This is a genomic window from Pseudomonas sp. FG13 (assembly GCF_057809755.1).
In genome coordinates this window covers 49,331-73,412 of the sequence record NZ_JBMDKO010000012.1, presented here as the reverse complement: position 1 = coordinate 73,412, position 24,082 = coordinate 49,331, and the positions used below count along the sequence as shown (strand labels likewise).

Annotated in this window: 20 protein-coding genes; 12 read left to right on the top strand and 8 right to left on the bottom strand. The window is 62.9% G+C overall.

The features are described from left to right. Positions 1-21: 21 nt before the first annotated feature. Positions 22-1,536 (bottom strand): FAD-dependent oxidoreductase, encoded by a 1,515-nt coding sequence (locus tag ACODTO_RS12835; RefSeq protein WP_489106535.1) that lies wholly within the window; start codon positions 1,534-1,536, stop codon positions 22-24. 44 nt (positions 1,537-1,580) lie between these two features. On the opposite strand from ACODTO_RS12835, the gene ACODTO_RS12830 reads away from it, so the two are divergent. Next, on the top strand, positions 1,581-2,069 hold the full coding sequence (locus ACODTO_RS12830; RefSeq protein WP_489106534.1) for a MarR family winged helix-turn-helix transcriptional regulator: 489 nt from the start codon (positions 1,581-1,583) through the stop codon (positions 2,067-2,069). 7 nt (positions 2,070-2,076) lie between these two features. On the opposite strand, the gene ACODTO_RS12825 is transcribed toward ACODTO_RS12830, so the two are convergent. After that, the gene (locus tag ACODTO_RS12825; protein WP_489106533.1) at positions 2,077-2,688 is read right to left on the bottom strand and encodes a TetR/AcrR family transcriptional regulator; all 612 of its coding nucleotides are present in this window, start codon (positions 2,686-2,688) and stop codon (positions 2,077-2,079) included. 110 nt (positions 2,689-2,798) lie between these two features. Here ACODTO_RS12825 and ACODTO_RS12820 point away from each other — a divergent pair, with 110 nt between their 5' ends. The 3 genes from ACODTO_RS12820 to ACODTO_RS12810 all read left to right on the top strand — a co-directional run bounded on the left by ACODTO_RS12820 (position 2,799) and on the right by ACODTO_RS12810 (position 6,510). Then, complete coding sequence (locus ACODTO_RS12820; RefSeq protein ID WP_489106532.1) at positions 2,799-3,806, top strand: NAD(P)-dependent oxidoreductase; 1,008 nt, start codon at positions 2,799-2,801, stop codon at positions 3,804-3,806. A 299-nt stretch (positions 3,807-4,105) separates the two neighbouring features. Then, positions 4,106-5,191: an alpha/beta hydrolase family protein gene (locus tag ACODTO_RS12815; RefSeq protein ID WP_489106531.1), complete on the top strand. Its 1,086-nt coding sequence runs from the start codon at positions 4,106-4,108 to the stop codon at positions 5,189-5,191. A gap of 272 nt (positions 5,192-5,463) precedes the next feature. Continuing rightward, positions 5,464-6,510: a class I SAM-dependent methyltransferase gene (locus tag ACODTO_RS12810; RefSeq protein WP_139643381.1), complete on the top strand. Its 1,047-nt coding sequence runs from the start codon at positions 5,464-5,466 to the stop codon at positions 6,508-6,510. A gap of 140 nt (positions 6,511-6,650) precedes the next feature. Here the strand turns inward: ACODTO_RS12810 and ACODTO_RS12805 are convergent, their stop codons facing one another. The 4 genes from ACODTO_RS12805 to ACODTO_RS12790 form a co-directional block, all read right to left on the bottom strand. Beyond that, complete coding sequence (locus ACODTO_RS12805; RefSeq protein ID WP_489106530.1) at positions 6,651-9,224, bottom strand: bifunctional diguanylate cyclase/phosphodiesterase; 2,574 nt, start codon at positions 9,222-9,224, stop codon at positions 6,651-6,653. A 144-nt stretch (positions 9,225-9,368) separates the two neighbouring features. Next, positions 9,369-11,168, bottom strand: a complete 1,800-nt coding sequence (locus ACODTO_RS12800; protein WP_489106529.1) for a thiamine pyrophosphate-requiring protein — start codon at positions 11,166-11,168, stop codon at positions 9,369-9,371. Positions 11,169-11,536: 368 nt separating this feature from the next. Further along, the gene (locus ACODTO_RS12795) at positions 11,537-12,859 is read right to left on the bottom strand and encodes an ATP-binding protein (RefSeq protein WP_464709065.1); all 1,323 of its coding nucleotides are present in this window, start codon (positions 12,857-12,859) and stop codon (positions 11,537-11,539) included. After that, positions 12,856-13,596 (bottom strand): response regulator, encoded by a 741-nt coding sequence (locus ACODTO_RS12790; RefSeq protein ID WP_139643369.1) that lies wholly within the window; start codon positions 13,594-13,596, stop codon positions 12,856-12,858. The genes ACODTO_RS12795 and ACODTO_RS12790 overlap by 4 nt, the downstream gene beginning before the upstream one ends. 232 nt (positions 13,597-13,828) lie before the next feature. Between ACODTO_RS12790 and ACODTO_RS12785 the strand changes: the two genes are divergently transcribed. The 3 genes from ACODTO_RS12785 (at position 13,829) to ACODTO_RS12775 (ending at position 15,836) form a co-directional block, all read left to right on the top strand. Then, positions 13,829-14,092: a DUF2790 domain-containing protein gene (locus ACODTO_RS12785; RefSeq protein WP_139643366.1), complete on the top strand. Its 264-nt coding sequence runs from the start codon at positions 13,829-13,831 to the stop codon at positions 14,090-14,092. Between the two features lie 96 nt (positions 14,093-14,188). Further along, entirely contained in the window at positions 14,189-15,400 is a 1,212-nt protein-coding gene (locus ACODTO_RS12780; protein ID WP_489106528.1) for a cytochrome c biogenesis protein DipZ, read from the top strand. A 103-nt stretch (positions 15,401-15,503) separates the two neighbouring features. Next, a complete protein-coding gene (locus tag ACODTO_RS12775) occupies positions 15,504-15,836 on the top strand; it encodes a hypothetical protein (protein WP_373682438.1) in 333 nt (110 codons plus the stop codon). A gap of 10 nt (positions 15,837-15,846) precedes the next feature. Here the strand turns inward: ACODTO_RS12775 and ACODTO_RS12770 are convergent, their stop codons facing one another. After that, the gene (locus tag ACODTO_RS12770) at positions 15,847-17,727 is read right to left on the bottom strand and encodes a sigma-54-dependent Fis family transcriptional regulator (protein ID WP_489106527.1); all 1,881 of its coding nucleotides are present in this window, start codon (positions 17,725-17,727) and stop codon (positions 15,847-15,849) included. Positions 17,728-18,072: 345 nt separating this feature from the next. Here ACODTO_RS12770 and ACODTO_RS12765 point away from each other — a divergent pair, with 345 nt between their 5' ends. The 5 genes from ACODTO_RS12765 to ACODTO_RS12745 all read left to right on the top strand — a co-directional run bounded on the left by ACODTO_RS12765 (position 18,073) and on the right by ACODTO_RS12745 (position 23,446). Continuing rightward, the gene (locus tag ACODTO_RS12765) at positions 18,073-19,155 is read left to right on the top strand and encodes an ATP-NAD kinase family protein (RefSeq protein ID WP_139643354.1); all 1,083 of its coding nucleotides are present in this window, start codon (positions 18,073-18,075) and stop codon (positions 19,153-19,155) included. Positions 19,156-19,158: 3 nt separating this feature from the next. Continuing rightward, positions 19,159-20,136, top strand: a complete 978-nt coding sequence (locus ACODTO_RS12760; protein ID WP_047702923.1) for a thiamine pyrophosphate-dependent dehydrogenase E1 component subunit alpha — start codon at positions 19,159-19,161, stop codon at positions 20,134-20,136. Positions 20,137-20,171: 35 nt separating this feature from the next. Beyond that, positions 20,172-21,188, top strand: coding sequence for an alpha-ketoacid dehydrogenase subunit beta (locus tag ACODTO_RS12755; RefSeq protein WP_139643351.1), 1,017 nt, complete (start codon positions 20,172-20,174; stop codon positions 21,186-21,188). Beyond that, positions 21,188-22,300: an acetoin dehydrogenase dihydrolipoyllysine-residue acetyltransferase subunit gene (locus ACODTO_RS12750; RefSeq protein ID WP_175386378.1), complete on the top strand. Its 1,113-nt coding sequence runs from the start codon at positions 21,188-21,190 to the stop codon at positions 22,298-22,300. The genes ACODTO_RS12755 and ACODTO_RS12750 overlap by 1 nt, the downstream gene beginning before the upstream one ends. Before the next feature lie 81 nt (positions 22,301-22,381). Then, entirely contained in the window at positions 22,382-23,446 is a 1,065-nt protein-coding gene (locus ACODTO_RS12745; protein WP_249776359.1) for a 2,3-butanediol dehydrogenase, read from the top strand. Positions 23,447-23,508: 62 nt separating this feature from the next. Here the strand turns inward: ACODTO_RS12745 and ACODTO_RS12740 are convergent, their stop codons facing one another. Next, positions 23,509-24,066 (bottom strand): DinB family protein, encoded by a 558-nt coding sequence (locus ACODTO_RS12740; protein WP_175386374.1) that lies wholly within the window; start codon positions 24,064-24,066, stop codon positions 23,509-23,511. Positions 24,067-24,082: the final 16 nt, after the last annotated feature.

Here is a 24,082-nt window from a genome sequence, read left to right as displayed (position 1 = left end):
GGCGATGACCGCGGGAGGAATTCACTTCGATACCTCTTCAAGTGGAACCACTCCCATGCGGAGCAAATAAGCTTCAAGCTCCGCTGTCCGGTCTGCGGCAAAGATTGCGCCGACATATCCGTCCGGACGGATCAGTACGCATTCGCCTGGCGTCACTTCGTAGCCATCGCGCAAGTGTCCGCAGGTATCGATGAGATCACCTTCCGGGCCGATGTGGTACACGTGCAATCCCGGTCGTGATCCCAGTGCCTCAAGCTTCACCTCGTGGGCAAGCAACGTCCAATGGGGCCCTTGAAACAACAGGAACAGCCGCGATGACTGACCCGCCGCGACTTGGATCGTGGCATCCGGGGCGCGGTCCCCGGCGCGAACTCCACCTTGGCGTTCGGGCCGTTCCCAGGCGAGCGGCGAGTCCGGGTAACCGATATCGAGTTGGTGCACCTCGCGACCGCGGCGCATTCCGCCCCGTTCCCGGGCATTGAGCAAGCGTGTCGAAAGGCCAAGCACCGACTCGGCCACCGGACGACGCTCGACCTCGTAGGTATCGAGCAATTCTTCGCTTGCCCCCTTCAACACGGCCGCCAGCTTCCAGCCCAGGTTGTAGGCGTCCTGCACGCTGGTGTTCAGCCCTTGTCCGCCAGTGGGCGGGTGTATGTGAGCGGCATCGCCAACCAGCAGCACCCGGCCCACGCGGTAACGCTCGGCCAATCGGGCATTCATTTGGTAATCCGACGCCCAGGAAACCGAGTGGACGATCAGGTCTGTACGTCCCGTGCGTTCAGCGGCGAGAGCGGTCAGCCCCTCGGCCGAGAGGTCGGCCGGTGCACTTGGCGGGATCGGCGCCTGGATCTGGAAGAGGTCGGTACCGGCGAGCGGACAGATTGCGAACATGCGCGCCATGTCGCCGTCGTTGAACTGGTGCCAGGCGTCACGCTCCAGCCCGGTCAGCACGACATCGGCAACAATGGCGCGCACGCCCAGGGTCTTGCCGGGAAAATCCACACCGAGAGCTTTTCTCACAAAGCTGCGCCCACCATCCGCACCGATCAGATAGCGGGCCCGAAGCAGTTCCTCGCCCGCCGGTCCGGCGATGCGCGCGGTAACGCCGTTGTTGTCCTGTTGGAAGCCCAGCAATTCCTGGTTGAATACCACTTGATGACCCAGCTCGTTCAACTGCTCGCGCATGATCTGTTCTGTCATGCATTGGGCAATCATCAATGGCCGTTGATAGGGTTCGGCCGGGGTTGGGTCGGCCTGCTCGGCCATGTCCGAATCGAGATAGCTGCCGTCGTCACTGTAGACGCGCTGGCGGGGGTAGGGCCCACCGGCCGCCGTCATCCGGTCGAGGATGCCCAGATCCTCGAAGATTTCCTGTGTCCGTGGTTGGATGCCCTTGCCCCGCGAGCCCGGAAACGGTGTCGCCAGCTTCTCGATCAATTGGAACGAGACGCCGCGTCGCGCCAGCTCGATGGCGAGGGTAAGGCCGGCTGTTCCGGCACCGCAGATCAAGACATCGAGCATTGGTTGATTTGTCATGGCAGCTCCAATATGTGTAGGATGCACGTAATAGGAGCCATGCTATGTCATCGATAAAAAAGGTGCAAGATACACATATTTCCGAGCAGTTGAAGGTGCTGCATGGCGCGATGATCAGTCTCGTCAGTGCAATGAACCGGCCACAGAACGACGAGAGAATGATCGAGGAGGCCGGCATCCGGCTCGACCGGGCGTTGTTCTTCGTGCTTGTGGGCATTGAGCGGCTGGGGCCAATCGGTGTGGTGGATCTGGCTGAGCGTTCAGGACGCGACTACACCACCATCAGTCGTCAGATTGCCAAGCTCGAAAGCCTGGGTCTGGTGACGCGCCGTGCAAGTCCCGTCGATCGCCGCGTGCGCGAAGCAGTCATTGCGCCGGCGGGAAAGGCGATGACTGATCGCATCGACGCTGCGCGTGAGCGGATGGGGCGTGCGGTCTTCAAGGATTGGGACGTGGAGGAGTTCGAGACATTCGTCAGGCTGATGCGCAAGTTTGCCGATGGCCTGGAGAAGGAACTGTCCGTGGACGCTTGACCTGACCTCAATCAGCGTCCTGCACAGCGCCGCGGATAAGCGCCGCGAACGCTTGGGTCACTTCGTCCTTGTCATGCCGACCGCGCATCAAGGCTCCTGCAAGCGCTTCTCCTGCACCGACCAGACCGGTACAACGCCGTTCCAGTTCGGTCGCGGGCAGCGCGGTATGGGGCTTGAGCACACTGCTGAACATTTGCACGCAGTTATCCAGCAATTCCTGGAAAACCGCGGCTTTTTCATTGCTCCCCGCCAGCGCCGCACCCACCGCAAAGAACTCGTCGGTGTTGTCTGCCGCGCATTGGATATAGGCACTGGCGAGCATCTGCGCGGTTTCCTCCAGAGGCCGCTCGGTGCCTGCCATCGCGTCACGGAACGCGTTGACCCGCTCGGCATCGATCCATTTATAGAGCTCGATCAGCAGGCCCGATCGAGTGCCGAAATGATCGTAGACCACCGGCTTGGACACACCTGCGCGCACCGCAAGATGCCCCAGGGTCAAGCGGTCGGCGCCTTCCTCGCGCACGACCAGCAAGGCGGTATCCAGCAACTGTCGCCGCCGCTCGGCTTTTGAAAGCCTGCGGGTAGAAGAGGCGCCCGGGGATTCGATGTCGGTTTGCACTTCGTCGCTCCAGATAAATAAACCTACCAATGGTAGGTATCGAGGTGTATGTTCGGGATGACTCTTCCTACTAATGGTAGGTTTCGTTCCCAACGCAAGGAGAACATACCATGACTCTTGATCCTATCCTGTTCATGGGCGGTTCTGGCGCCATCGGCCATCATACTGCCCAGGCACTGCGCGCCGCCCATCCCGGCGTGCCGCTGTTGATCGGTGGCCGCGATCTCACTAAGGCCCAACGGGCCGCGGAACAGTTCGGCAACGCCCAGGGCGTGCTGATCGATGCTTCGGCAGACGACCTGGGGCTCGGTGATCGCGCTGTCAGCGGCGTGGTGGTTTTCTACATGGACCGCGCCCTTGCGGGACTGCGTTACGCCCAAAAGCGTGGCGTGCCGCACCTCAGTATATCCTCCGGCATTTTCGAGATCGCACCGGAAATCGCGACGTACATGCACCGGCCCGATGCCGCGCCGATCGTCCTCGGGTACGAATGGATGGTCGGCGCCACGACGGTATCGACGCTGAGGGTGGCCGAGGCCTTCAGCCGTGTGCACGATATCAAGATCAGCGCATTGATCGATGAACAGGACACTGGAGGCCCGACGGTCGCGACCGACTTCGAACACCTGAACAGGATGCTTCCTGCCGCCCTGACACGGCGTGAGGGCGTGTATGTCTGGCGCGAAGGCGAAGAAGCCAAGGCCAGCTTCCGCGCGGTGGATGGCAGGGACATCGAAGCCAGCGGGTTTTCTTCGATCGACGTCGTCGGGTTGGCGGCGGCCACGGGTGCGCCCAATGTCCAGTTCAACATGGCCATCGGAAAGAGCTCGACCCGACGCCAGGGTGAACCCATGTCGACAGAGATCATCATCGAACTGGCTGGCGAGGACCAGAAGGGCGAAGCGTTGTGCACACGCCACGCACTCGTCCACCCGGCGGGCACGGCACCGCTGACCGGCCTCAGTATCGCGTTGCTCCTTGAGCGACTGCTCGGCCTGGACGGACAGCCGCCTACCGCGCCGGGCCTCTGCTTTCCCTATCAACTGCTGAACGCGGCGACGTATCAACAACGCCTGGAACAGGAGGGGGGCGTGTTGCGCGAGCTGGCGGTGGAATGATTCGGTCTTTCAGCGACGGATGCGCCGCTTTCGCGAGCAGGCTCGCTCCCACATGGGATCGGTGAAATCTCTGGTATTTGTGTAACGATACCGGACCCTGTGGGAGCGAGCCTGCTCGCGAAATACGAGCGTGTCGCTCCTTCAAATTGCCCGTTGAGCTGGTTATCAAAACTATGTGCGGGAATGCCAGATGGGCTTTAATGCCCGTGCGACTTATCTTCACCGCCAATGGGGTGAAGACCGCGCCTGATAGCGCGTTCAAGTTTCCGCGCTTTTTCTGATCAAGGAAGATAAAAACATTGAAAACAACTTTCGGCGCCTTGCTTCTGACCTGCATGACGACCATCGCGCTCGCGGATGAAAGCCCTATCGGTTTCTACGCTTCGACACTGCCGGATACGCACAACGGCCGTGCACTGGAGATGGTCGTCTGGTACCCCAGTCCAACCACCGCGCCCGCGCAGTTGATCGCCGATGACGTGGTCTTTGTCGGTAGTTCTGCTGTTCGGAATGCGCCGCCAACCGCAGGCGAGCACCCGTTGGTGGTGCTTTCCCACGGATTCAGGGGCAACTGGGGCAACCAGACCTGGCTGGCCAGTGCTTTGGCCCATCGGGGCTACATCGTGGCGGCGGTCAACCATCCCGGCACCACGACCCATGACCGTAGTCCCCAAGCCGCGGCGCAGTTGTGGAAACGTCCCGAGGATCTGCGCCGGGTCATCGATGCGGTGACCACCCAACCTGACAAGTTCGGCGTGGTCGCGAAGCGCCGAATTGCTGTCGTGGGCCATTCCCTGGGCGGCTGGACTGCACTGGAGGTCGCGGGGGCGCGCTTTGATCCGGACCGCTTTGCCGAGGATTGCAAGGTTCATCCGCAATTGAGCAGTTGCACTGTCTACGAACAGATAAACCCTGCAAGCAGCTCGGAATCGAAGGCGGCGCTGGCCGCCGATTGGCGCGATGAACGTGTCACCGCAGTGGTCACATTGGACCTGGGCCTTTCACGAGGCCTGACCGATGCAAGCCTGGCAATGCTACAAGTGCCCACGCTGGTGATCGCCGCCGGCGTAGCGTCTCACGATCTTCCCGCCCAGTTGGAGTCCGCCAACCTGGCAAAACGCCTGGCGCCGGCGTCCAACCGTTACATCGAAATCAGCGATGCCAGCCATTTCAGCTTCCTGTCGATGTGCAAGCCTGGCGCGCAGGCGTTGCTGGAAGAGGACGTACCTGGCGATGGCATCATTTGCCGCGACGGTGACAACGGTCGTCCGCGTGGGGTGATCCAGCACCAGATTACATCGCTGATTACCGAGTTTCTCGCGCAACCATCAGGCAGTCCGGAGGCACGTGCCCAACGGTTGACGGAAGAGCGGCTCAGCCTATAGATAACCCGGACGCCTGTGGGCGCGAGCCTGCTCGCGAAGAGCGAGCACACCGAGTGTCGCGTCAGGCACCATGAGCGCTCCTCCAGGATTAGACTGAAAGCCCGCCCAGATCATTGGGCGGGTAGGCAGGCGCGTGTTCCCACGTTTGCCAGGTGTTTCCCACTCGGTGATGCGGCAGCGCGCAGCCGCGTGTCAATCCATCCGACCACCGCTACAGTTTTCAGGTCCTGCATGCCCGTGTCGACGGTGGCCTTCTCACAGGAGGGTACGTAATGGACGAGGCAAAACTTAACGAGTTCATGGGCAAGCTGGTGTCCGACATGGGCGCCTCGGCAATGCTCGCCAACGTGATGGTTGGCGATGAACTCGGGTTGTATAAAGCCATGGCGGATAGCCGGCCGGTCACCTCCCAGGAACTTGCGTCCAGAACGGGCTGCAATCCACGTCTGATCCAGGAATGGCTCAGCGCCCATGCGGCTTCCGGGTACATGGAGCACCACGAGGGCCAGTTCGTCTTGCCTGAAGAGCAGGCGTTGGCGCTGGCCATCGAGGATTCGCCGGTGTATGTGGCGGGCGGCGTCATGGTGGTCGCGTCCATGTTCCACGACAAGGACAAACTGGTGGCGGCCATGCGCGGAGATGGAGGGCTGGCCTGGGGTGACCACCATCCCTGCATGTTCCACGGTACCGAGCGTTTTTTCCGGCCCGGGTACAAATCCTATCTGGTGTCGCAATGGTTGCCGGCGCTGGAAGGTGTCGTCGATAAGCTCACTGCCGGTGCGAAGGTGGCGGACATCGGCTGCGGGCATGGTGCTTCGACTATCGTCATGGCGAAGGCTTTTCCGGCCTCGCGCTTTGTGGGGTTCGATTATCACGCACCCTCCATCGCCACGGCGACGCAGCGTGCCAAAGAGGGTGGCGTCGACGACCGCGTCAGCTTTGTCCAAAGCACCGCGAAGAGCTTCCCGGGAAATGATTATGATCTGATCTGCTATTTCGATTGCCTGCACGACATGGGGGACCCGGTTGGCGCTGCACAGCACGCCTATCAGTCGCTGAAGGCAGACGGCACGGTGCTGCTGGTCGAGCCCTATGCCAAAGACACGCTGGACGAGAACCTGACCCCGGTCGGACGACTGTTCTATGCCGCTTCCACGTTCATCTGTACACCGAACTCGCTGTCCCAGGAAGTGGGGCTGGGCCTGGGAGCGCAGGCCGGGGAGGCGAGGTTGCGGGAGATATTTGCCGAGGCGGGTTTCAGGCACTTCCGGCGGGCAGCGGAGACGCCTTTCAACCTGATCCTGGAGGCTCGCAAGTAGTCGTGCGGGGACACGTACTCACTCGGACTCCTGTGGGAGCGAGCCTGCTCGCGATAGCGGTCCATCCGTTGATGGCGAAGGTGGCTGTGTTGACGCCTTCGCGAGCAGGCTCGCTCCCACGCAAGGCTATCGGTGCTGCTTTATAGCCACCGGGGTGTGGTGAAGAACGAGGCCATTTCCGAGCGGGCCAGTGCCGAGCCGAAGTAGGGGCCCTGGACATGGTCGCAGGCAACGCTGCGCAATTGTCTGAATTGGCGGGCGTTTTCGATCCCTTCGGCGGTGACCATCAGTCCCACGCTGCGGCTCAGCCGGATCATCGCCAGGACGCCTTCTTGATCATGCTCCAGGCCCAATTGCGAAAGGATATTGCGATCGAAGCGGATGCCGTCGAACGGTTGATTCAAGACTTCGCGAAGGGAGGCGATGTTGGTGCCGAACTTATCGATGTTGATCCGCACCCCCAGGTCCTTGAGGGCATGCAGGGTGGTGGCGACGGTCTTGTGGTCCACCAGCAGAATGCCCTCGGCCACTTCCAGGGTCAGTCGATGGGGGGCCAGATCGCTCGTCTCAAGGGCTGTCTGCACTTGATTGAGCAAGAAGTTGCTGCTGAACCATTTCGGCGAAACCGCAATGGATACGTTGACGGGTGTCGGCCAGCTCGCCGCTTCCTCACAGACGTTGACCAACATCCATGCCCCCAACTCTTCCAACTGGCCGGATGCTTCGGCAACCGGAATGAAGTCGGAACCCCCCAGTTCACCTTTTTCGGGATGGTGCCAGAACGTCTGGGCTTCAAAACCGTACAACTGCTCGGCGTTGATATCGAAACGTGGCAGATAACGCAGTTCCAACTGGTCCCGGTGCATGGCGTCACGCAGTTGCTGTTCATAGCGCCGGCGATCACGGGCCACGTTACCCATGGCTTCCACGTAGACGCGCCAGGTGTTGCGGCCGGCTGCCTTGGCCGCATACAAGGCGATATCGGCCTGGCGCAACAGCTCATCGGCACGGCTGTCCCCGGGTTGCGCCCAGGCCACACCGATACTCACGCCCAGGTACAGGGTATTGCCGTCCAGGTGCATGGGGCGTTGCATGCAGTCGATCAGGCGTCCACAAAGTTGATCGAGGTCGTGGGCATTGCCTGGTTCGGGCATGACAATGACAAACTCGTCACCGCCCAGACGGGCCACCAGGTCGGAGTCGCGTACGTTCTGCAGAAGGATATGGGCCACCTCCTTCAACACTTTGTCGCCCACGGCATGGCCCAGGGAGTCATTGACCGGCTTGAAGCGGTCCATGTCCAGGTTCAACACCGCCAGCGACACACCGCTGACCGGGTCCAGGTACTCGCTGAGGCAATCGAACAGCCGGTTGCGGTTGGCCAACCCGGTCAGCGGGTCGTGCAAAGAGAGATGCTTGATCTGGGCCAATGCCCGCAGTTCATCGGTGATATCGGTGGCGGTGCCACGAAACCCCAGGGCGCCGGCTTCAATGGCGCGGACCGAGAGTTTGCAGGTGCGTATGCGTTGATTGCGTGCGGTGTACTCGCACAACAGCGGGCTCGATGACGCGTTGTTGGCGCCGCCGAGCAGCCACTGGGCAATGGAAATCGACCCGCCGTGGGGGTGCAGCAGGCGGTGCAGGGGCTTGCCCAGCCACTCGGCGGGACTGAATCCGGTCACTTGCTCGAAGCGTTCCGACAGATAGGTCAAGGTCCCGGCCGAATCGACCTCCCACAGCCAGTCGGAGGACACTTCGGCAATGTCCCGGAAGCGTTCTTCACTACGTTCCAGCGCCTTTCGGTGGGCCAGGAGGCTGTCGTACTGGTGTTCCTGGGCGCGCAGCATCATCAGGGCATGGCGCAACACGGCGAGGGCGAGGATCCCCAGGATCAGCAGCGCCAGCACCAGCAAGGGCAACAGGACCTTGCGCAGATCGTTGCCGGGGGTTGGCGGTCGCCAGGCCAGGGCCTCGTGGATGCTTTCGCCAAGGGATAATTCGGCGGTTCCGTCCGGCCCCGGCTTATGGGCGATGTAGGCGTCGGGCAGGGCAAAGTCCCTTGCCAGGTTCTGCAACGAGGCCGGATCGAGGACTTTCACGAACAGCATCAGGCTGGGCGGTCCTGGCATCTCTCGCACGCTGTTGTCCGTGCCGGTGGTAATGGCCGACGCGGCGACGAATGCGGGGGCGCCGTCGTGATGCAGCAACTTGACGATGACTTCATCGCGGTTTTCCGAAGTGCTGGCGGTCTTCCTCAGGCCTTGCAGGTCGCCTGTCAGCCAGGTGTTGGCATCGGCCTCGCTCATTTCGCCATTGATCACCGAGTAAACCGTCTTGCCCTTGGGGGAAATAACGAACACGGCCTGATAACCGTAGAGCGAATAGACGCTGCTACCGACATTTTCCTGGTCGTAGGCCCAGGCCTTGTCCACTGTCAGGTGCAGATGCCGGTAAGCGTCGCTCCATTTGGAGTAGTCGTTCAGGTCGCGACCGATGCCGGTGCGGATACCATCGATGGCGCGCTGGGCAAAAAACAGGCTCTGTTCCCGGGCACGTTTGTCCTGGGCACCGGTGATGTTGAGCAGCACGGCGATTGCCAGCGCGGACATGACGAACAGCAGAAACATGATGGCCGGGAAGGTGCGTCGGGTAAAACTTCGGGTTGGCTTGCCCGAGGAAAGGTCAGTGGAGTTGTTGCCTGCATCTTCAGTCATAAACAAGTCATCAGCTAAACGCGAAATATCCCGCACGCCGCTGTATCGGCTGTCAGGCCAATTAACTTAACTGACCTGACACTCGGTAACTTGATTAAACGGTCAAGTATCGGCGCGGGTGCGCGATGACTGTCGCGGACGCGTTTACTCCTTATCCTTGCGATGGCCCGGCAGCAGGGCGCCCAGAACCTGTTTCGCGGTTTCCACCACGATGCCTCGCTCGTTAGGGTCACCCTGGAGCAGGGTCGAGGCGAGTTTTTTCGCCTGTTCCAGTTTGATATGAGGTGGCAGGGGCGGCACGTCGGGGTCGGTCCGGAATTCGATCAACACCGGGCGTTCGGCCGCCAGCGCTTGCTCCCAGGCCGCGGCGACCTGGTCTTCCTGCTCGACAAGGATGCCCTTCAGGCCAATGGATTCGGCAAAAAGGTGATAAGGCACGTCCGGGATGTCCTGGGACGCCTCGAATTTCGGGTCGCCTTCCATGACGCGTTGCTCCCAGGTCACCTGATTCAAATCCTGGTTGTTGAACACCGCGCAGATCCAGGTGCCATTGGCCCAGGTGCGCCAGTACTTGGCGACGGTGATGAGTTCGGCCATGTTGTTCATCTGCATCGCGCCGTCCCCCACCAGGGCGATGACCGGCCGTTGCGGATGACAGAACTTCGCCGCGATGGCATAGGGCACCGCAGCCCCCATGGACGCCAGGCCACCGGACAACGAACACATCATGCCGCGACGGATCTGGATGTCCCGGGCATACCAGTTGGCGCAGGAGCCCGAGTCACAGGTGATGATGGCCCGATCGGGTAACCGGGGGGACAGCTCGAACGTGACCCGTTGTGGGTTGATCGGTTTAGCCGACACCAGCGCGCGTTTTTCCAGGGTCTTGTCCCAATCCGCTCGCCAGTGCTCGATTTTCTTGCGCCAGGCACGGTCGGCCTTTTCCTCGATCAGCGGCAGGAGGGCGCGCAGGGTGTCGGCGCAGTCGCCTTGCAGGTTGACCTCCATGGGGTAACGCAGGCTGAGCATGTCCGGCTGAATATCGATCTGCACCCCTCGGGCCTGGCCTTCGGGGGGGAGGAACTCGGCATAGGGGAAACCGGAGCCGATCATCAGCAGGGTGTCGCAGCCGGCCATCAGGTTATCGCTGGGTTCGGTGCCCAGCAGCCCGATGGACCCGGTGACCCAGGGTAGGTCATCCGGCACCGCAGCTTTGCCGAGCAGCGCCTTGGCCACTCCGGCACCGAGCTTTTCGGCGATGGCGATCACTTCGTCTGTCGCCTGTAGCGCACCGGCGCCCACGAGAATGGCGATTTTCTTGCCGGCATTGAGGACCTCGGCGGCCTGGCGCAGATCTTCTTCGTAGGGCACGACCTTGGGTTTGCGGTAACCGACGCCGGAGTGAACCGTGCCGTGTTTGCGAGGCGGTGGGGTGTATTCCATTTCCTGCAGGTCATTGGGCAGGATCAGCGCGGTGACACGGCGCTCGCCGACGGCGGTGCGGACGGCGCGGTCAAGCAGATGACGCACCTGGGACGGTGTGCTGGCCTGCTGGACGAACGCCCCGGCCACATCCTTGAACAGGCTGACCAGGTCCAGTTCCTGCTGGTAATGCCCGCCCAGAGCGGCGCGGGCCTGTTGGCCGCTGATGGCGAGCACTGGCATGTGATCCATCCGGGCGTCGTAGAGGCCCGTCACCAGGTGCGATGCACCCGGTCCCGAGGTGGCGATGCACACCCCCAGCTCGCCGGTGAACTTGGCGTGGGCACAGGCCATGAACGCGGCCATTTCCTCATGACGGGCCTGGATGAAGCGAATCTTGCCATTGGCACGGTTCAAGGCGCCGAAAACGCCATTGATGCCATCGCCCGGATACCCATAGATACAGCGAACGCCCCATTCATAAAGACGTTCCACCAGAAAATCACCGACGGTCATGCTCATGTCTGTCCCTCATTGCTGGGCCGCAGCCGCTGGGGGCGGCGTGCAGCGTTGGGTGGCTACACAGGACTGGACCGACGCAAGTCTTCCAAGGTTTCGATTTTCGAAGGCGAGGGGCGATGGCCGGCTGGCGCTCATGGCATAGAGGGCGTCGCGGATACACGCGGGAGTGGGGCTTGCCGGTGAAGAATGCGCAAACCGAGCCACCGCTATCGCGAGCAGGCTCGCTCCCACAGGGGATTTATGGTGTAGGCGATTCGGTGAACGTCCGCGGAACCTGTGGGAGCCGGGCTTTACGCCATTGGGTGAACACCTCGGAAACCTGTGGGAGCGAGCCTGCTCGCGATAGCGGTAGGCCGGTCAGCCCAAGGTCAACTGCCGAACGAGGTGCTGCGGTTCAGGCGCAGTTCGGCGCACAGGCCGCCGCCTTCTCGGTTGCTCAAGGTCAGTGAGCCGCCCATGGCCGTGGCCAGTTGCTGGGCGATGGCCAGTCCCAGCCCGGTCCCGCCGGTTTCACGGTTGCGCGAGCTTTCCACCCGGTAGAACGGCTTGAGCACTTCGGCCAGTTCCTGCTCGTTGATGCCGGGGCCGCGGTCCAGGACCTGGATCGCCAGTTGGCCATTGTTCTCGGCCTGCACCTCGATCCGCGCCGCGCCACCGAACTTCAGCGCGTTGTCCACCAGGTTCACCAGCACCCGGCGTAAGGCATGGGGGCGGGTGTCGATGACGGCGGCGTTCTTTCCGGACAACTGCACATCCTGCCCGGTGTCCTGGTAGTCGAACACCAGACTGTCGAGAAACGCATCCAGGCTGATTCGACAGCTGGCCTCGGTGGCGCCATGGATGCTGCGGGCATAGGCCACGCCTTCGCGCACCAAATGCTCCATCTCACCCAAGTCGCTCCAGAGTTTGTCCTTCTCAATGCCCTCATCCATGAATTCCGCCCGCAGCTTCATGCGGGTGATGGGGGTCTGCAGGTCGTGGGATATCGCCGCCAGCAACTGCATGCGCTCCTTCAGATAGGCGGCGATACGGTCCTGCATGGCATTGAACGCCTTGGCCGCATGGACCACTTCGGTCGGGCCTTGCTCATCCAGGCGTACGCTGTGGGCGTTCGGATCGAGGGTTTCCACGGCCTGGGCCAGCCGGGTGAGTGGGCCGACGGCGATGCGCACGGCCAGCCAGGTACAGCCGATCAGCAACGCCAACTGCCCCAGCAACACCACCGGCAACCAGGGGGACAGGGGCATCATGGCCGGCCGGACGTCGATGGTCAGCGGACTGCCGTCGCTCAGGCGCAGGTGCGCCTGGTAATGCTTCTGCGGTCCCGGAATGTCGATAAAGGTCAGGGGATAGGCCTGGCCGATGGCGTCCTCGATCGAATTCACCGAGATCGGCGCGTCTTCACGGGCTATCGGTTGGCCGGGTTGACCCTCATTCAGCAGGTAACCGTAGTTGCGCCGGGTGAGCTTGGGCAGCCAGGCCGGGCGTTCGGCGGCGGGCAGGCGGTCCAGGATGGCGACGGAGGTCGAGACGTCGGTTTCCAGATTGCCGAGCATGGTGGACTTGGCGGTCTGGTAGCGCTCGTAATATTGGGCGCCAAACGACAAGCCCTGGGCCAGGATCAGGCCGATCAGGAAAATCAGCGACAGCCGCGAGGCGAGGGTGCGCGGCCAACGTAGCGGCAGACTCATGTCGCAGCCTCGAGGATTTCCACCGGCAAGGAGAAGACATAGCCTTCGCTGCGCACGGTCTTGATGTAGGCCGGCTCGCGGGCGTCATCCAGCAGACGCTGGCGCAGGCGGCTGACCAGCAGGTCGATGGAGCGGTCGAACAGATCGGCGTCGCGGCCCTGGGTCAGGTTCAGCAATTGGTCACGGTTGAGCACTCGCTGTGGGTGGTCGAGGAACACCCGCAACAGCCGGTATTCCGCGCCGCTCAGGGCGACCATGGTGCCGTCGGTGTCCAGCAGGTGACGCGCCGTGGTGTCCAGGCGCCAGCGACCGAACGCCAGCAGGCGGCCGCTTTCGGTCACTACCAGGTTGGGCGGCAACATGCGGGTGCGGCGCAATACCGCGTTGATCCGGGCCAGCAGCTCCCGGGCGGCGAAGGGTTTGACCAGATAATCGTCGGCGCCCATTTCCAGGCCAATGATGCGGTCGGTTTCGTCGTTGCGGGCGGTGAGCATCAGCACCGGCGTGGCCTTGTGCTTGCCAGCGCGCAGTTCCCGGCACAGGACCAGGCCGTCATCGCCCGGCATCATCAGGTCCAGCACGATCAGGTCCACCGGCGTGGTTTCCAGAAAGGCGCGCATCTGCCGGCCATCGGCGACGACGGTGGTGCGCAGGCCGTTCTTCTTCAGGTAGTTGCCCACCAGTTCTCTGATCTCGCGATCGTCATCCACTATCAATACGTGATCGACATGATCCATGGTGTCCAGTCCTCTCGGCGTTTCGTTGTGATCAGAATACAGGGGCCGGCGGGCCCGGCTCGCGGCGGTTTGTATTGCAGTGTATCTGGCGCCCGGCGGATACACAGCGATGCAAAAAGCCCCCTGGCTCGATACAGGCGGGATACCTCAGGGGCATTCAATGGCTCCCAACGAGGCGACACACACGGCCTCGACAGCAAACACACCCATTGAATGAATCGAGGATACCGCCATGAACACCAAAGCCATCTACGCCGCCTGCCTTTTCGCCGCACTGAACATCTGCACCCTGTCGGCCCGGGCCGAAAGCAATGTCCAGGCGCAGACCTACGCCTACGGCAGCCACCTGGACATCCAAAAGGTGCTCACCATCTCCGAAGACGCCGGGCCTGCCTGCGGCGTGGTCAATGCCCACATGACCTACCTGGATTCGGCGGGGCATCACCAAGCACTGGAATACCGCAAGTTGGCTGACCACTGCAATAACGATAATTGAGGTTAAACATTAATAATGATTAATAACTAACTGTTTTTAATCGATAAATATTTAAAGAATGGCCCGAGACGGCCTGACTGCCCATGAGGTGATGCCATGCTTCTGATCGCTTTCCTCGGCGGGATCCTGACGATCCTCAGCCCTTGTATTCTCCCCGTGGTGCCGTTTCTGTTCGCCCGGGCCAACCGTACGCCGGGCTCGATGTTGCTGACCCTCGGTGGCATGGTGCTGACATTCGCCCTGGTATCGAGCCTGGCGGTGGTCAGCAGTGACTGGGTGCTGCGTGCCAGCAGCGTGGGACGGCAGGTCGCCCTGGGGGTGATGGTGCTGTTCGCCTTGTCGCTGATCTTCAGCCGGGTTGGCACCTGGTTGGCGCGGCCGCTGGTCAGCCTGGGCAATCGCGTCGATGCGGGTGCCGGGCGACTGGATGGGCCGTTGGCATCGGTATTGATTGGTGTCGCCACCGGGCTGCTCTGGGCGCCCTGTGCCGGACCGATACTCGGGGTGATCCTGACCGGCGCCATGCTGCAGGGCGCCAGCGCCGGGACCAGTCTGTTGCTGCTCGCCTACGGCCTCGGCAGTGCCTTGTCGCTGGGAACCCTGATCTTCGCCGGACGTGGCTTGGCCGCACGGCTGAAGCTCTCGCTGCCGGTGACCGCGTGGTTGCGCCGTGGCAGTGGAGTGGTTGTGCTGCTGGCGGCCGTGGCGATCGCTACCGGCGTCGATGATCGGCTGTTGGCCAACACTTCCTCCCAAAGCGCCGCGAGCCTGGAGCAACGCGTGCTGGAAAAGGTGCCACAGGCAATCGACTACGTGGTCAGCAAGGCCAGCGCCAACCCGATGCCGAACCTCGATTCCCAGGGCGCCATGCCTTCGCTGGACGGTGCGGTGCAATGGCTGAACTCACCGCCGCTGAACAGCGAATCGCTGAAGGGCAAGGTGGTGCTGGTGGATTTCTGGACCTACGACTGCATCAATTGCCAGCACACGCTGCCCCACGTGAACGAATGGGCCAAGAAGTATGAGAAGGACGGCCTGGTGGTGATCGGCGTGCATACCCCGGAATACGGCTACGAGAAGATCATCGACAACGTACGCCAGCAGGTACGCAAACTGGACATCAACTACCCGGTGGCCATCGACAACCAGTACGCGATCTGGCGTGCCTTCAACAACCAGTACTGGCCGGCGCACTATTTCATCGATGCCAAGGGCCAGGTGCGCTACAGCCACTTCGGCGAAGGCCGCTACGGCGAGCAGGAGCAGGTGATCCAACAGTTGCTGCAGGAGGCCAAGGCGAGCCAGTAAAGCTGTGGCGAAGGGCCAGTCGAGTACTGGCCCATCGTTCGTTTGAAGGTTGTCAAACTTCTTTTATTTCAGAACGTTGGACGACAAACCTATGCGATTTTCTATGTGGGGCGCGGCCATATGGGTCGTGGCAACCTCTCTCCTGGCCAGCGTATCGCTCGACACCCAGGCCCGGGCGCTGACGCAAAACCAGCAGTCCGTATGTCGCTGGGGCGCGGACATCGCGGCGGGCGCACAAGCCTCCAAACTCTCCGGTGTCTCCCTGTACGGCGCCCGGAAAAAGCTGCAAGTGCGCAAGTTTCCCCGGCCATGGATGCGCATGACCGCCCTGGGCATCACCGAACAGACCTATGACAGCACGTCTCGCCTCAAGCCCGCCGCGGTCAAGCAGACCTACTACGAGCAGTGCGTGCGTCACGAGTTGGCGCGCCGCTAGTCAATTCCGTTCATGCCGGGCTTCGGCCAGGCATGTCGATGCCATGCTGGTGCACCCTTCGGTACAGGGTTGCCCGGGAAATGCCCAGCGCCCGGGCGGTCGCGGTGGGTTTCCAGCGATGGCGCACCAGGGCGTCGAGCAGGGCCTGGCGTTCCGGGCTGGCACTGGGTTCCGGCGCAGGAGCGGCGTCTTGAGTGCCGTGCAACGACTCAGGCAGGTGAGCGCGCTGGATCACGGAGCTCTCGCACACCGCGCAGGCGTAGCGCAGCACATGGCGCAACTGACGGACATTGCCCGGCCAGTGATAGCCGAGCAGGCATTCCAGGGCGCCGCTGCTCAATTGCACGGCGCCGCCGCAACGGCTCGATTCTTCCTCGAGAATGCGGTTGATCAGCGTCAGCCGGTCACTGCGCTCGCGCAGTGGCGGCAGTTGGAAGCGGGCACCGCCCAGGCGGAAATACAGGTCCTCGCGAAACTCACCGGCGCTGACCAGGGCTTCCAGGTCGCGGTGGGTGGCGCAGATCACCTGAATGTCCACGGCTTTGCGGCGCGACGCACCGAGGGGCGCCACTTCGCCCTCCGCCAGCACCCGCAGCAGGCGGGTCTGCAAGGCCAGCGGCATATCACCGATTTCATCCAGGAACAGCGTGCCGCCGTCGGCCTGTTGCAACAGGCCCTGCATGCCCTTGCTCGAGGCGCCGGTGAACGCCCCGGCCACGTAGCCGAACAACTCGCTTTCGATCAGGCTTTCAGGAATCGCGGCACAGTTCAGCGCGACGAAAGGGCGCTCACGACGCTGGCTGGCCTGGTGCAACTGGCGGGCGAACACCTCTTTGCCGGCGCCGGTTTCGCCCTGGATAAACACCGGCAGGTTGCGATCCTTGACCCGCACCGCCAGGCGCAGGCTGTCGGCCAGGCGAGGATCGATGTCGACCGACGTCATCGCCACCCGGGCACGCGGTTGCGCCCGATGCCGTGGTGCGCTCACGCGGCCATGCAGGGGCGACTCGGCGCCCTGACGGCCGAAGGGATAAAGACTCTCATCCCGGGCACGGTGCAACCATTGTTGATCGAAGACCTGGCTGATGTGCTGCGGCAACTGGCCGTACTGCTGCAGCAGGTACTGGCGTGCGGCGGGGTTCAGGGCTTGCAGGCAGCCGTCGTCGTCCCAGGCGAACAGATAATCGGGCTGGCTGTCGACGTAGCCGGCGTTGCGATGGGCTCGCAGCACCCAATAGCCCTGGGCGCTGCTCATGAAGAATGCCTGTTCGATTTCCCGGGCGCTCTGCACCACCATCTGACGGATCAAGTGCTGCGAGCGGCGCTCATCCGGTGAGCGCACCGCCGACACATCCAGCACCCCGAGCAGTTCCCCCTGGGGGTCGAAGACCGGTGCGGCGGAGCAGGTCAGGCCAATGAACGCGGCGCGGAAGTGATCGCGCTTGTGCACCGTCACCGGCGCCTTGGCCGTGAGCACCGCCGCCACGCCGCACGTGCCTTCCTCGCCCTCCGACCAGCAGGTGCCCAGGTAAAGCCCGGCCTTGCGGCAGTCATTGCGAATGGCGGTTTCGACACGGTAGTCGATGGTCTGGCCCTGGGCATCGGTCAGCAGCACACAGTAGTCGGCATCCCGTACCCGGCCATGGAGGCGCGCCACTTCTTCGCTGGCGATATTGAGGAACAGCTCGGAGCGTTCCCGGCATTGCTTGAGCACATCCTCGGACAGGATGCGCGGGCCCTGCAACGAGCCGGGGTCGAGGTGATGCTGCTCCATGGAGCGACGCCAGGAGTCGAGGATCAGGTCAGGGACGGGCAGCTGTGGCAACTGGTCAGCGTTCTTCACGACGCGGCTGACGCAATCCACATGGGCCCTGGAGTGAGCGGAAAGCATGACTGGTCTCCGGTTCAGCTTCTTATCGTTGTGCGCCCATTAAGCGCCGTTCGCCGGGCCCAGACAAGCCTGGCGGGATTGGCGGCCGGCGTGAGACGCCACGTCTCACGGTCTCGCCAACGGCTAGTGCAGGCTGACATGTGGCGTCTCACGGGGCCTTGTCCCGGTTCATCGCTTATCTCGCTTCGAGGGCTCTGGCTCGGGCATTCGCTGGATTATTCCTGCAACTGGCACTGCCCTTGCTCTATGCCCTGGGCCCGCATGACGGGTCTTCCAATAATAAGAACCGAGGTACGTTATGTCTTCCTGCCCAGGTCGTTTGCCCCTCACGTTCACGGTAGCACCATGAGCCGCCGCCCCCTGACCGTGGGCATCATCGCCAACCCTGCCTCGGGACGCGACGTGCGGCGCCTGACCGCCAACGCCGGGCTGTTTTCCAGCACCGACAAGGTCTCGGTGATCCAGCGCTTGCTGGCGGCCTTCGGCGCCACCGGTATCGAACAGGTGCTGATGCCCACCGACATGACCGGCATCGCTGCTGCCGTGCTGAAGAACAGTCACAGCCGCCAGGCGCGCGACAGTCATTGGCCGACCCTGGAGTTTCTCGACCTGACCTTGCGCCAGACCGTCGAAGACACCCGCAGGGCTGCACGGCTGATGGCCGAGCGCGAGGTGGCGCTGATTGCCGTGCTCGGGGGGGACGGTACCCACAAGGCCGTGGCCGCCGAGGTGGGTGACATCCCGTTGCTGACCTTGTCCACCGGTACCAACAACGCCTTTCCCGAGTTGCGCGAGGCCACCACGGCAGGGCTCGCTGGCGGGTTGTACGCCAGTGGCCGGATCCCCGAACAGATCGGCCTGCGGCGCAACAAGCGCTTGCTGGTGTGCGAGGCCCGTCGCGGTCTGCGGGAAATCGCGCTGGTGGACGTCGCCGTGTCGCCGCTGCGCTTCGTCGGCGCCCGAGCCATCAGCCGGGCGGCGGACCTGGCCGAAGTCTTCGTGACCTTTGCCGAGCCGCAATCCATTGGCCTGTCGGCCTTGTGTGGCTTGTGGCTGCCGGTGACGCGGCAGGAGCCGGGCGGGGCCTGGATGCGCCTGGACCCGCAATCGCCCGAAGCGCTGCTGGTGCCGCTGGCCCCAGGCCTGTTGCAGGGCTGCGGCGTGCTCGCGGCCGGCCGCCTGGAGCCAGGTGTGGCCCAGCCGTTGGCGCTGTCCAGCGGCACGTTGGCCCTGGATGGCGAACGGGAAATCGAGTTCAACCCGCAGGACCGTCCTACGGTCACCCTCGATGCCGGCGGCCCGCTGAGCATCGATGTCGACGCGGTGCTGGCCTACGCCGCGCAACAGCGCCTGCTGGGCATCGGCCGTGAACATCCGCAACACCCCCTGAACCTGCAAGTCAGCCTTCAAGACACCCCTGGAGAATAAAAAATGTCGACACCGCTCACCCACGATCAACTGCTGCACGCCTACCAGGTGATGCGCACCATTCGCGCGTTCGAAGAGCGCCTGCACGTGGAATTCGCCACCGGCGAGATTCCCGGTTTTGTCCACTTGTATGCCGGCGAAGAGGCGTCGGCCGCCGGGGTCATGGCTCACTTGGGCGATGACGACTGCATTGCCTCCAACCACCGTGGCCACGGCCATTGCATTGCCAAAGGCGTGGATGTCTACGGAATGATGGCCGAGATCTACGGCAAGAAAACCGGGGTCTGCCAAGGCAAGGGTGGTTCCATGCACATCGCCGATTTCGAGAAGGGCATGCTCGGCGCCAACGGCATTGTCGGTGCCGGTGCGCCGCTGGTGGTCGGTGCGGCGCTGGCAGCGAGGCTCAAGGGCACCGACAGTGTCGCGGTGGTGTTCTTCGGCGACGGCGGCTCCAACGAAGGCGCGGTGTTCGAGGCCATGAACATGGCTTCGGTGTGGAACCTGCCGTGCCTGTTCATCGCCGAGAACAATGGCTACGCCGAGGCCACGGCCTCTAATTGGTCGGTGGCTTGCGATCACATCGCCGACCGCGCCGCCGGGTTCGGCATGCCGGGGGTGACGGTGGACGGTTTTGACTTCTTCGCCGTTCACGAAGCCGCCGGGGCGGCCATCGAGCGTGCCCGGGCCGGGGAAGGGCCATCGCTGATCGAGGTCAAGCTGACCCGCTATTACGGCCATTTCGAGGGCGATGCGCAAACGTATCGGGCACCGGATGAGGTCAAGCACTTCCGTGAAAACCAGGACTGCCTGATGCAGTTCCGCGAACGCACCACCCGGGCCGGGTTGCTCTCGGCCGAACAACTGGACCAGGTCGACCGGGAAGTGGAACTGCTGATCGAAAACGCGGTGCGCAAGGCCAAGTCCGATCCCAAGCCTGCGGCGGCGGACCTGCTCACCGACGTCTACGTCTCCTACCCCTGAACGCCCTTCATAAAACAAGAACAGAGAATTCCATCATGGCGAGAAAAATCAGCTATCAGCAGGCAATCAACGAAGCCCTGGCCCAGGAAATGCGCCGCGACACCAGCGTGTTCATCATGGGCGAGGACGTGGCCGGTGGTGCCGGGGCGCCCGGTGAAAACGACGCCTGGGGCGGTGTGCTCGGCGTCACCAAGGGCCTCTATGACCAGTTCCCCGGCCGTGTGCTCGACACACCCCTGTCGGAAATCGGTTACGTCGGCGCGGCGGTTGGGGCCGCGACCTGCGGTGTGCGCCCGGTGTGCGAATTGATGTTCGTCGACTTCGCCGGCTGCTGCCTGGACCAGATCCTCAACCAGGCGGCGAAGTTTCGCTACATGTTCGGTGGCAAGGCCTCCACGCCTTTGGTGATCCGCACCATGGTCGGGGCCGGCCTGCGCGCCGCGGCCCAGCACTCGCAGATGCTCACGTCCTTGTGGACGCACATTCCCGGGCTGAAAGTGGTGTGCCCATCGTCGCCCTACGATGCCAAGGGCTTGCTGATCCAGGCGATCCGCGACAACGATCCGGTGATCTTCTGCGAGCACAAATTACTGTACAGCATGCAGGGCGAGGTGCCCGAAGAGCTCTACACCATCCCGTTCGGCGAGGCCAACTTCCTGCGCGACGGCAAGGACGTGACCCTCGTGTCCTACGGCCGCATGGTCAACACCGCCATGGACGCGGCGCGTAGCCTGGCCGGGCGCGGTATCGATTGCGAGGTCATCGACCTGCGCACCACCAGCCCGATGGACGAGGACAGCATTCTCGAAAGCGTGGAGAAGACCGGGCGCCTGGTGGTCATCGATGAGGCCAATCCACGCTGCTCCATGGCCACCGATGTCTCGGCGCTGGTGGCGCAGAGAGCCTTCGGTGCGCTGAAGGCGCCGATCGAGATGGTCACCGCGCCGCACACGCCGGTGCCGTTCTCCGATTCCCTGGAAGACCTGTACATCCCTGACGCGGCGAAGATCGAACAAGCCGTGCTCAACGTGATCGAGTGGAGCAAGCGCTGATGAGCCAGATTCATACCCTGACCATGCCCAAGTGGGGGCTGTCGATGACTGAAGGCCGGGTCGATGCCTGGCTCAAGGAGGAGGGCCAGGCCATTACCAAGGGCGACGAAGTGCTGGATGTGGAGACCGACAAGATCTCCAGCAGCGTCGAAGCGCCGTTCTCCGGTGTGTTGCGCCGGCAGGTTGCGCGGCAGGACGAAACCCTGGCGGTCGGCGCCTTGCTGGGCATTGTCGTCGACGGCGAGGCCAGCGACGCCGAGATCGATGCGGTCATCGAGCAGTTCCAGTCCAGTTTCGTGCCGGGCGACACCGGCGATGAAGACACTGGCGCGAAACCGCAGAAGGTCGAGCTGGATGGCCGGGTGATTCGCTACTTTGAACGTGGCGAAGGCTGCATGCCCTTGGTGTTGGTCCACGGTTTTGGCGGGGACCTGAACAATTGGCTGTTCAACCATGAGGCCTTGGCGGCCGGCCGCCGGGTGATCGCCCTGGACCTGCCGGGCCATGGCGAGTCCGGCAAGACCCTGGAACGGGGTGACCTGGATGAGCTGAGCGGCGCGGTGCTGGCCTTGCTCGATCACCTGGATATCAGCGTCGCGCATCTGGTGGGGCATTCCATGGGCGGTGCCGTGTCGCTGAACACCGCACGCTTGATGCCCCAGCGGGTGCGTTCCCTGACGCTGATCGGCAGTGCCGGCCTCGGCCCTGAGATCAACGGCGGCTACCTGCAAGGCTTTGTCGAGGCTTCCAACCGCAACGCCCTCAAGCCGCAGTTGATGCAGTTGTTCTCCAACGCCGAGCTGGTCAACCGGCAGATGCTCGACGACATGCTCAAGTACAAGCGCCTGGAGGGCGTGGACGCGGCATTGAAGCAGCTGTCGACGACGTTGTTCGCGGACGGCCGCCAGCGGATGGACTTGCGCGAAGTGGTGCAGGCCGGTCACGTGCCGACCCTGGTGATCTGGGGCAGTGACGACGCGATCATCCCGGCGGCCCATGGCGAGGGGTTGGACGCCCAGGTGGAGGTACTGAGCGGCCAAGGCCACATGGTGCAGATGGAAGCGGCCGAGCAAGTCAATCGATTGATCCTTGAGTTCATTGAACAGCACTGATCGAACGGGCGACGCGCGAGTCGTCGCCCCCAAGCATTCTGGAGAAACGCTATGAACGCTTCAATCACGCCTACCCGCAGCATGCGCGCCGCCGTCTGGCATGGCCGTAACGATATCCGCGTCGAAGACGTACCGTTGCCCGTTTCGCCGCCCGCCGGCTGGGTGCAGATCCGCGTGCAGTGGTGCGGCATCTGCGGTTCCGACCTGCATGAGTACGTCGCCGGGCCGGTGTTCATCCCGGTGGACGCGCCACACCCGCTGACCGGTATCAAGGGCCAGTGCATCCTCGGCCACGAGTTTTGCGGCGAAATCGTCGAACTGGGGGCCGGGGTAGAGGGCTTCAGCGTTGGCGAGCCGGTGGCGGCGGATGCCTGCCAGCACTGCGGCACCTGCTACTACTGCACCCACGGGCTCTACAACATCTGCGAAAACCTGGCGTTCACCGGCCTGATGAACAATGGCGCGTTCGCGGAGCTGGTCAATGTGCCGGCCAATTTGCTCTACAAGTTGCCTGCCGGTTTTCCTGCCGAGGCCGGCGCGTTGATCGAGCCGTTGGCGGTGGGCATGCACGCGGTGAAGAAGGCTGGCAGCCTGTTGGGCCAGAACGTCGTGGTGGTGGGCGCCGGGACCATTGGCCTGTGCACCATCATGTGTGCCAAGGCCGCCGGGGCGGCCCAGGTGATTGCCCTGGAAATGTCCAGCGCGCGCAAGGCCAAGGCCCTGGAGGTCGGCGCCAGTCATGTCATCGATCCCAACCAGTGCGATGCGTTGGCTGAAGTGCGCCGCCTGACCGGGGGGCTGGGCGCCGATGTCAGCTTCGAGTGCATCGGCAACAAGCACACCGCCAAGTTCGCCATCGACCTGATCCGCAAGGCCGGCAAATGCGTGTTGGTGGGGATTTTCGAGGAACCGAGCGAATTCAACTTCTTCGAACTGGTGTCCACCGAGAAGCAGGTGCTCGGCGCGCTGGCCTACAACGGCGAATTTGCCGATGTCATTGCGTTCATCGCCGATGGCCGCCTGGACATCTCACCCCTGGTGACCGGGCGTATCCAGTTGGAGCAGATCGTCGGGCAGGGCTTCGAGGAACTGGTCAACAACAAGGAGCACAACGTGAAAATCATCGTGTCGCCGGCGCGGACCTGATTTTTCCCGATGTGGGCGATTGGCGATGGCCGGCGGCGGCCATCGCATTTTTTGCCGTGGGTTCAATCCGGTAAATAGTCTTGCCAGACGCGGCTTTCGTCGAGTTGCAGCTGGCGCTCTTCCGTTTGCCGAAACCTGCGGTCGCAGTCGAGGAAGAACTCGTCGAGTTGCGGCGGTTCGACGTCGGTATCGCTGAGCATCGTGTGGACCTGTCCACGGTGGTGAATCTGGTGTTCGAACAGGTGCAGCAGCAACCGGTCGATACGCTCGGGCACCACGGCACCGTCGGCGCGTACCAATTCGACGGCTCGGGCGAGGTCTTTCTCCCGCAGGGATTCGCAGAACGCCACCAGTCGCCGGTCGGTGCGGGCCTGGCATTGCACCAGCTCGGCAAAGGCCAAGGTCTCGGAGAAATCCTTGATCTGCCCGTCACGATCGCCTTCCAGGGCGGTGAGGTAATAGCGGTCCACCTCCAGGATATGGCAGAGCGTGGCTTGTATGGACGGAAAGAACCCCGTGCGTCGCGTCAGGTATTCGTCCTCGCTCAACTGCGCACAGGTGCCGAGCAGCCGGTGGTTGGCCCACTGGTTGTTCAGGGCCTGGGCGAGGAAATAATTCATGGTAAGCCTTCCTTGT

What these genes read in the sequence shown, in the direction of transcription:
- ACODTO_RS12835 (WP_489106535.1), bottom strand. Translation starts at nt 1,536, where the DNA reads ATGACAAATCAACCAATGCTCGATGTCTTGATCTGCGGTGCCGGAACA.
- ACODTO_RS12830 (WP_489106534.1), top strand. Translation starts at nt 1,581, where the DNA reads ATGTCATCGATAAAAAAGGTGCAAGATACACATATTTCCGAGCAGTTG.
- ACODTO_RS12820 (WP_489106532.1), top strand. Translation starts at nt 2,799, where the DNA reads ATGACTCTTGATCCTATCCTGTTCATGGGCGGTTCTGGCGCCATCGGC.
- ACODTO_RS12810 (WP_139643381.1), top strand. Translation starts at nt 5,464, where the DNA reads ATGGACGAGGCAAAACTTAACGAGTTCATGGGCAAGCTGGTGTCCGAC.
- ACODTO_RS12805 (WP_489106530.1), bottom strand. Translation starts at nt 9,224, where the DNA reads ATGACTGAAGATGCAGGCAACAACTCCACTGACCTTTCCTCGGGCAAG.
- ACODTO_RS12800 (WP_489106529.1), bottom strand. Translation starts at nt 11,168, where the DNA reads ATGAGCATGACCGTCGGTGATTTTCTGGTGGAACGTCTTTATGAATGG.
- ACODTO_RS12795 (WP_464709065.1), bottom strand. Translation starts at nt 12,859, where the DNA reads ATGAGTCTGCCGCTACGTTGGCCGCGCACCCTCGCCTCGCGGCTGTCG.
- ACODTO_RS12790 (WP_139643369.1), bottom strand. Translation starts at nt 13,596, where the DNA reads ATGGATCATGTCGATCACGTATTGATAGTGGATGACGATCGCGAGATC.
- ACODTO_RS12785 (WP_139643366.1), top strand. Translation starts at nt 13,829, where the DNA reads ATGAACACCAAAGCCATCTACGCCGCCTGCCTTTTCGCCGCACTGAAC.
- ACODTO_RS12780 (WP_489106528.1), top strand. Translation starts at nt 14,189, where the DNA reads ATGCTTCTGATCGCTTTCCTCGGCGGGATCCTGACGATCCTCAGCCCT.
- ACODTO_RS12775 (WP_373682438.1), top strand. Translation starts at nt 15,504, where the DNA reads ATGTGGGGCGCGGCCATATGGGTCGTGGCAACCTCTCTCCTGGCCAGC.
- ACODTO_RS12770 (WP_489106527.1), bottom strand. Translation starts at nt 17,727, where the DNA reads ATGCTTTCCGCTCACTCCAGGGCCCATGTGGATTGCGTCAGCCGCGTC.
- ACODTO_RS12765 (WP_139643354.1), top strand. Translation starts at nt 18,073, where the DNA reads ATGAGCCGCCGCCCCCTGACCGTGGGCATCATCGCCAACCCTGCCTCG.
- ACODTO_RS12760 (WP_047702923.1), top strand. Translation starts at nt 19,159, where the DNA reads ATGTCGACACCGCTCACCCACGATCAACTGCTGCACGCCTACCAGGTG.
- ACODTO_RS12755 (WP_139643351.1), top strand. Translation starts at nt 20,172, where the DNA reads ATGGCGAGAAAAATCAGCTATCAGCAGGCAATCAACGAAGCCCTGGCC.
- ACODTO_RS12750 (WP_175386378.1), top strand. Translation starts at nt 21,188, where the DNA reads ATGAGCCAGATTCATACCCTGACCATGCCCAAGTGGGGGCTGTCGATG.
- ACODTO_RS12745 (WP_249776359.1), top strand. Translation starts at nt 22,382, where the DNA reads ATGCGCGCCGCCGTCTGGCATGGCCGTAACGATATCCGCGTCGAAGAC.
- ACODTO_RS12740 (WP_175386374.1), bottom strand. Translation starts at nt 24,066, where the DNA reads ATGAATTATTTCCTCGCCCAGGCCCTGAACAACCAGTGGGCCAACCAC.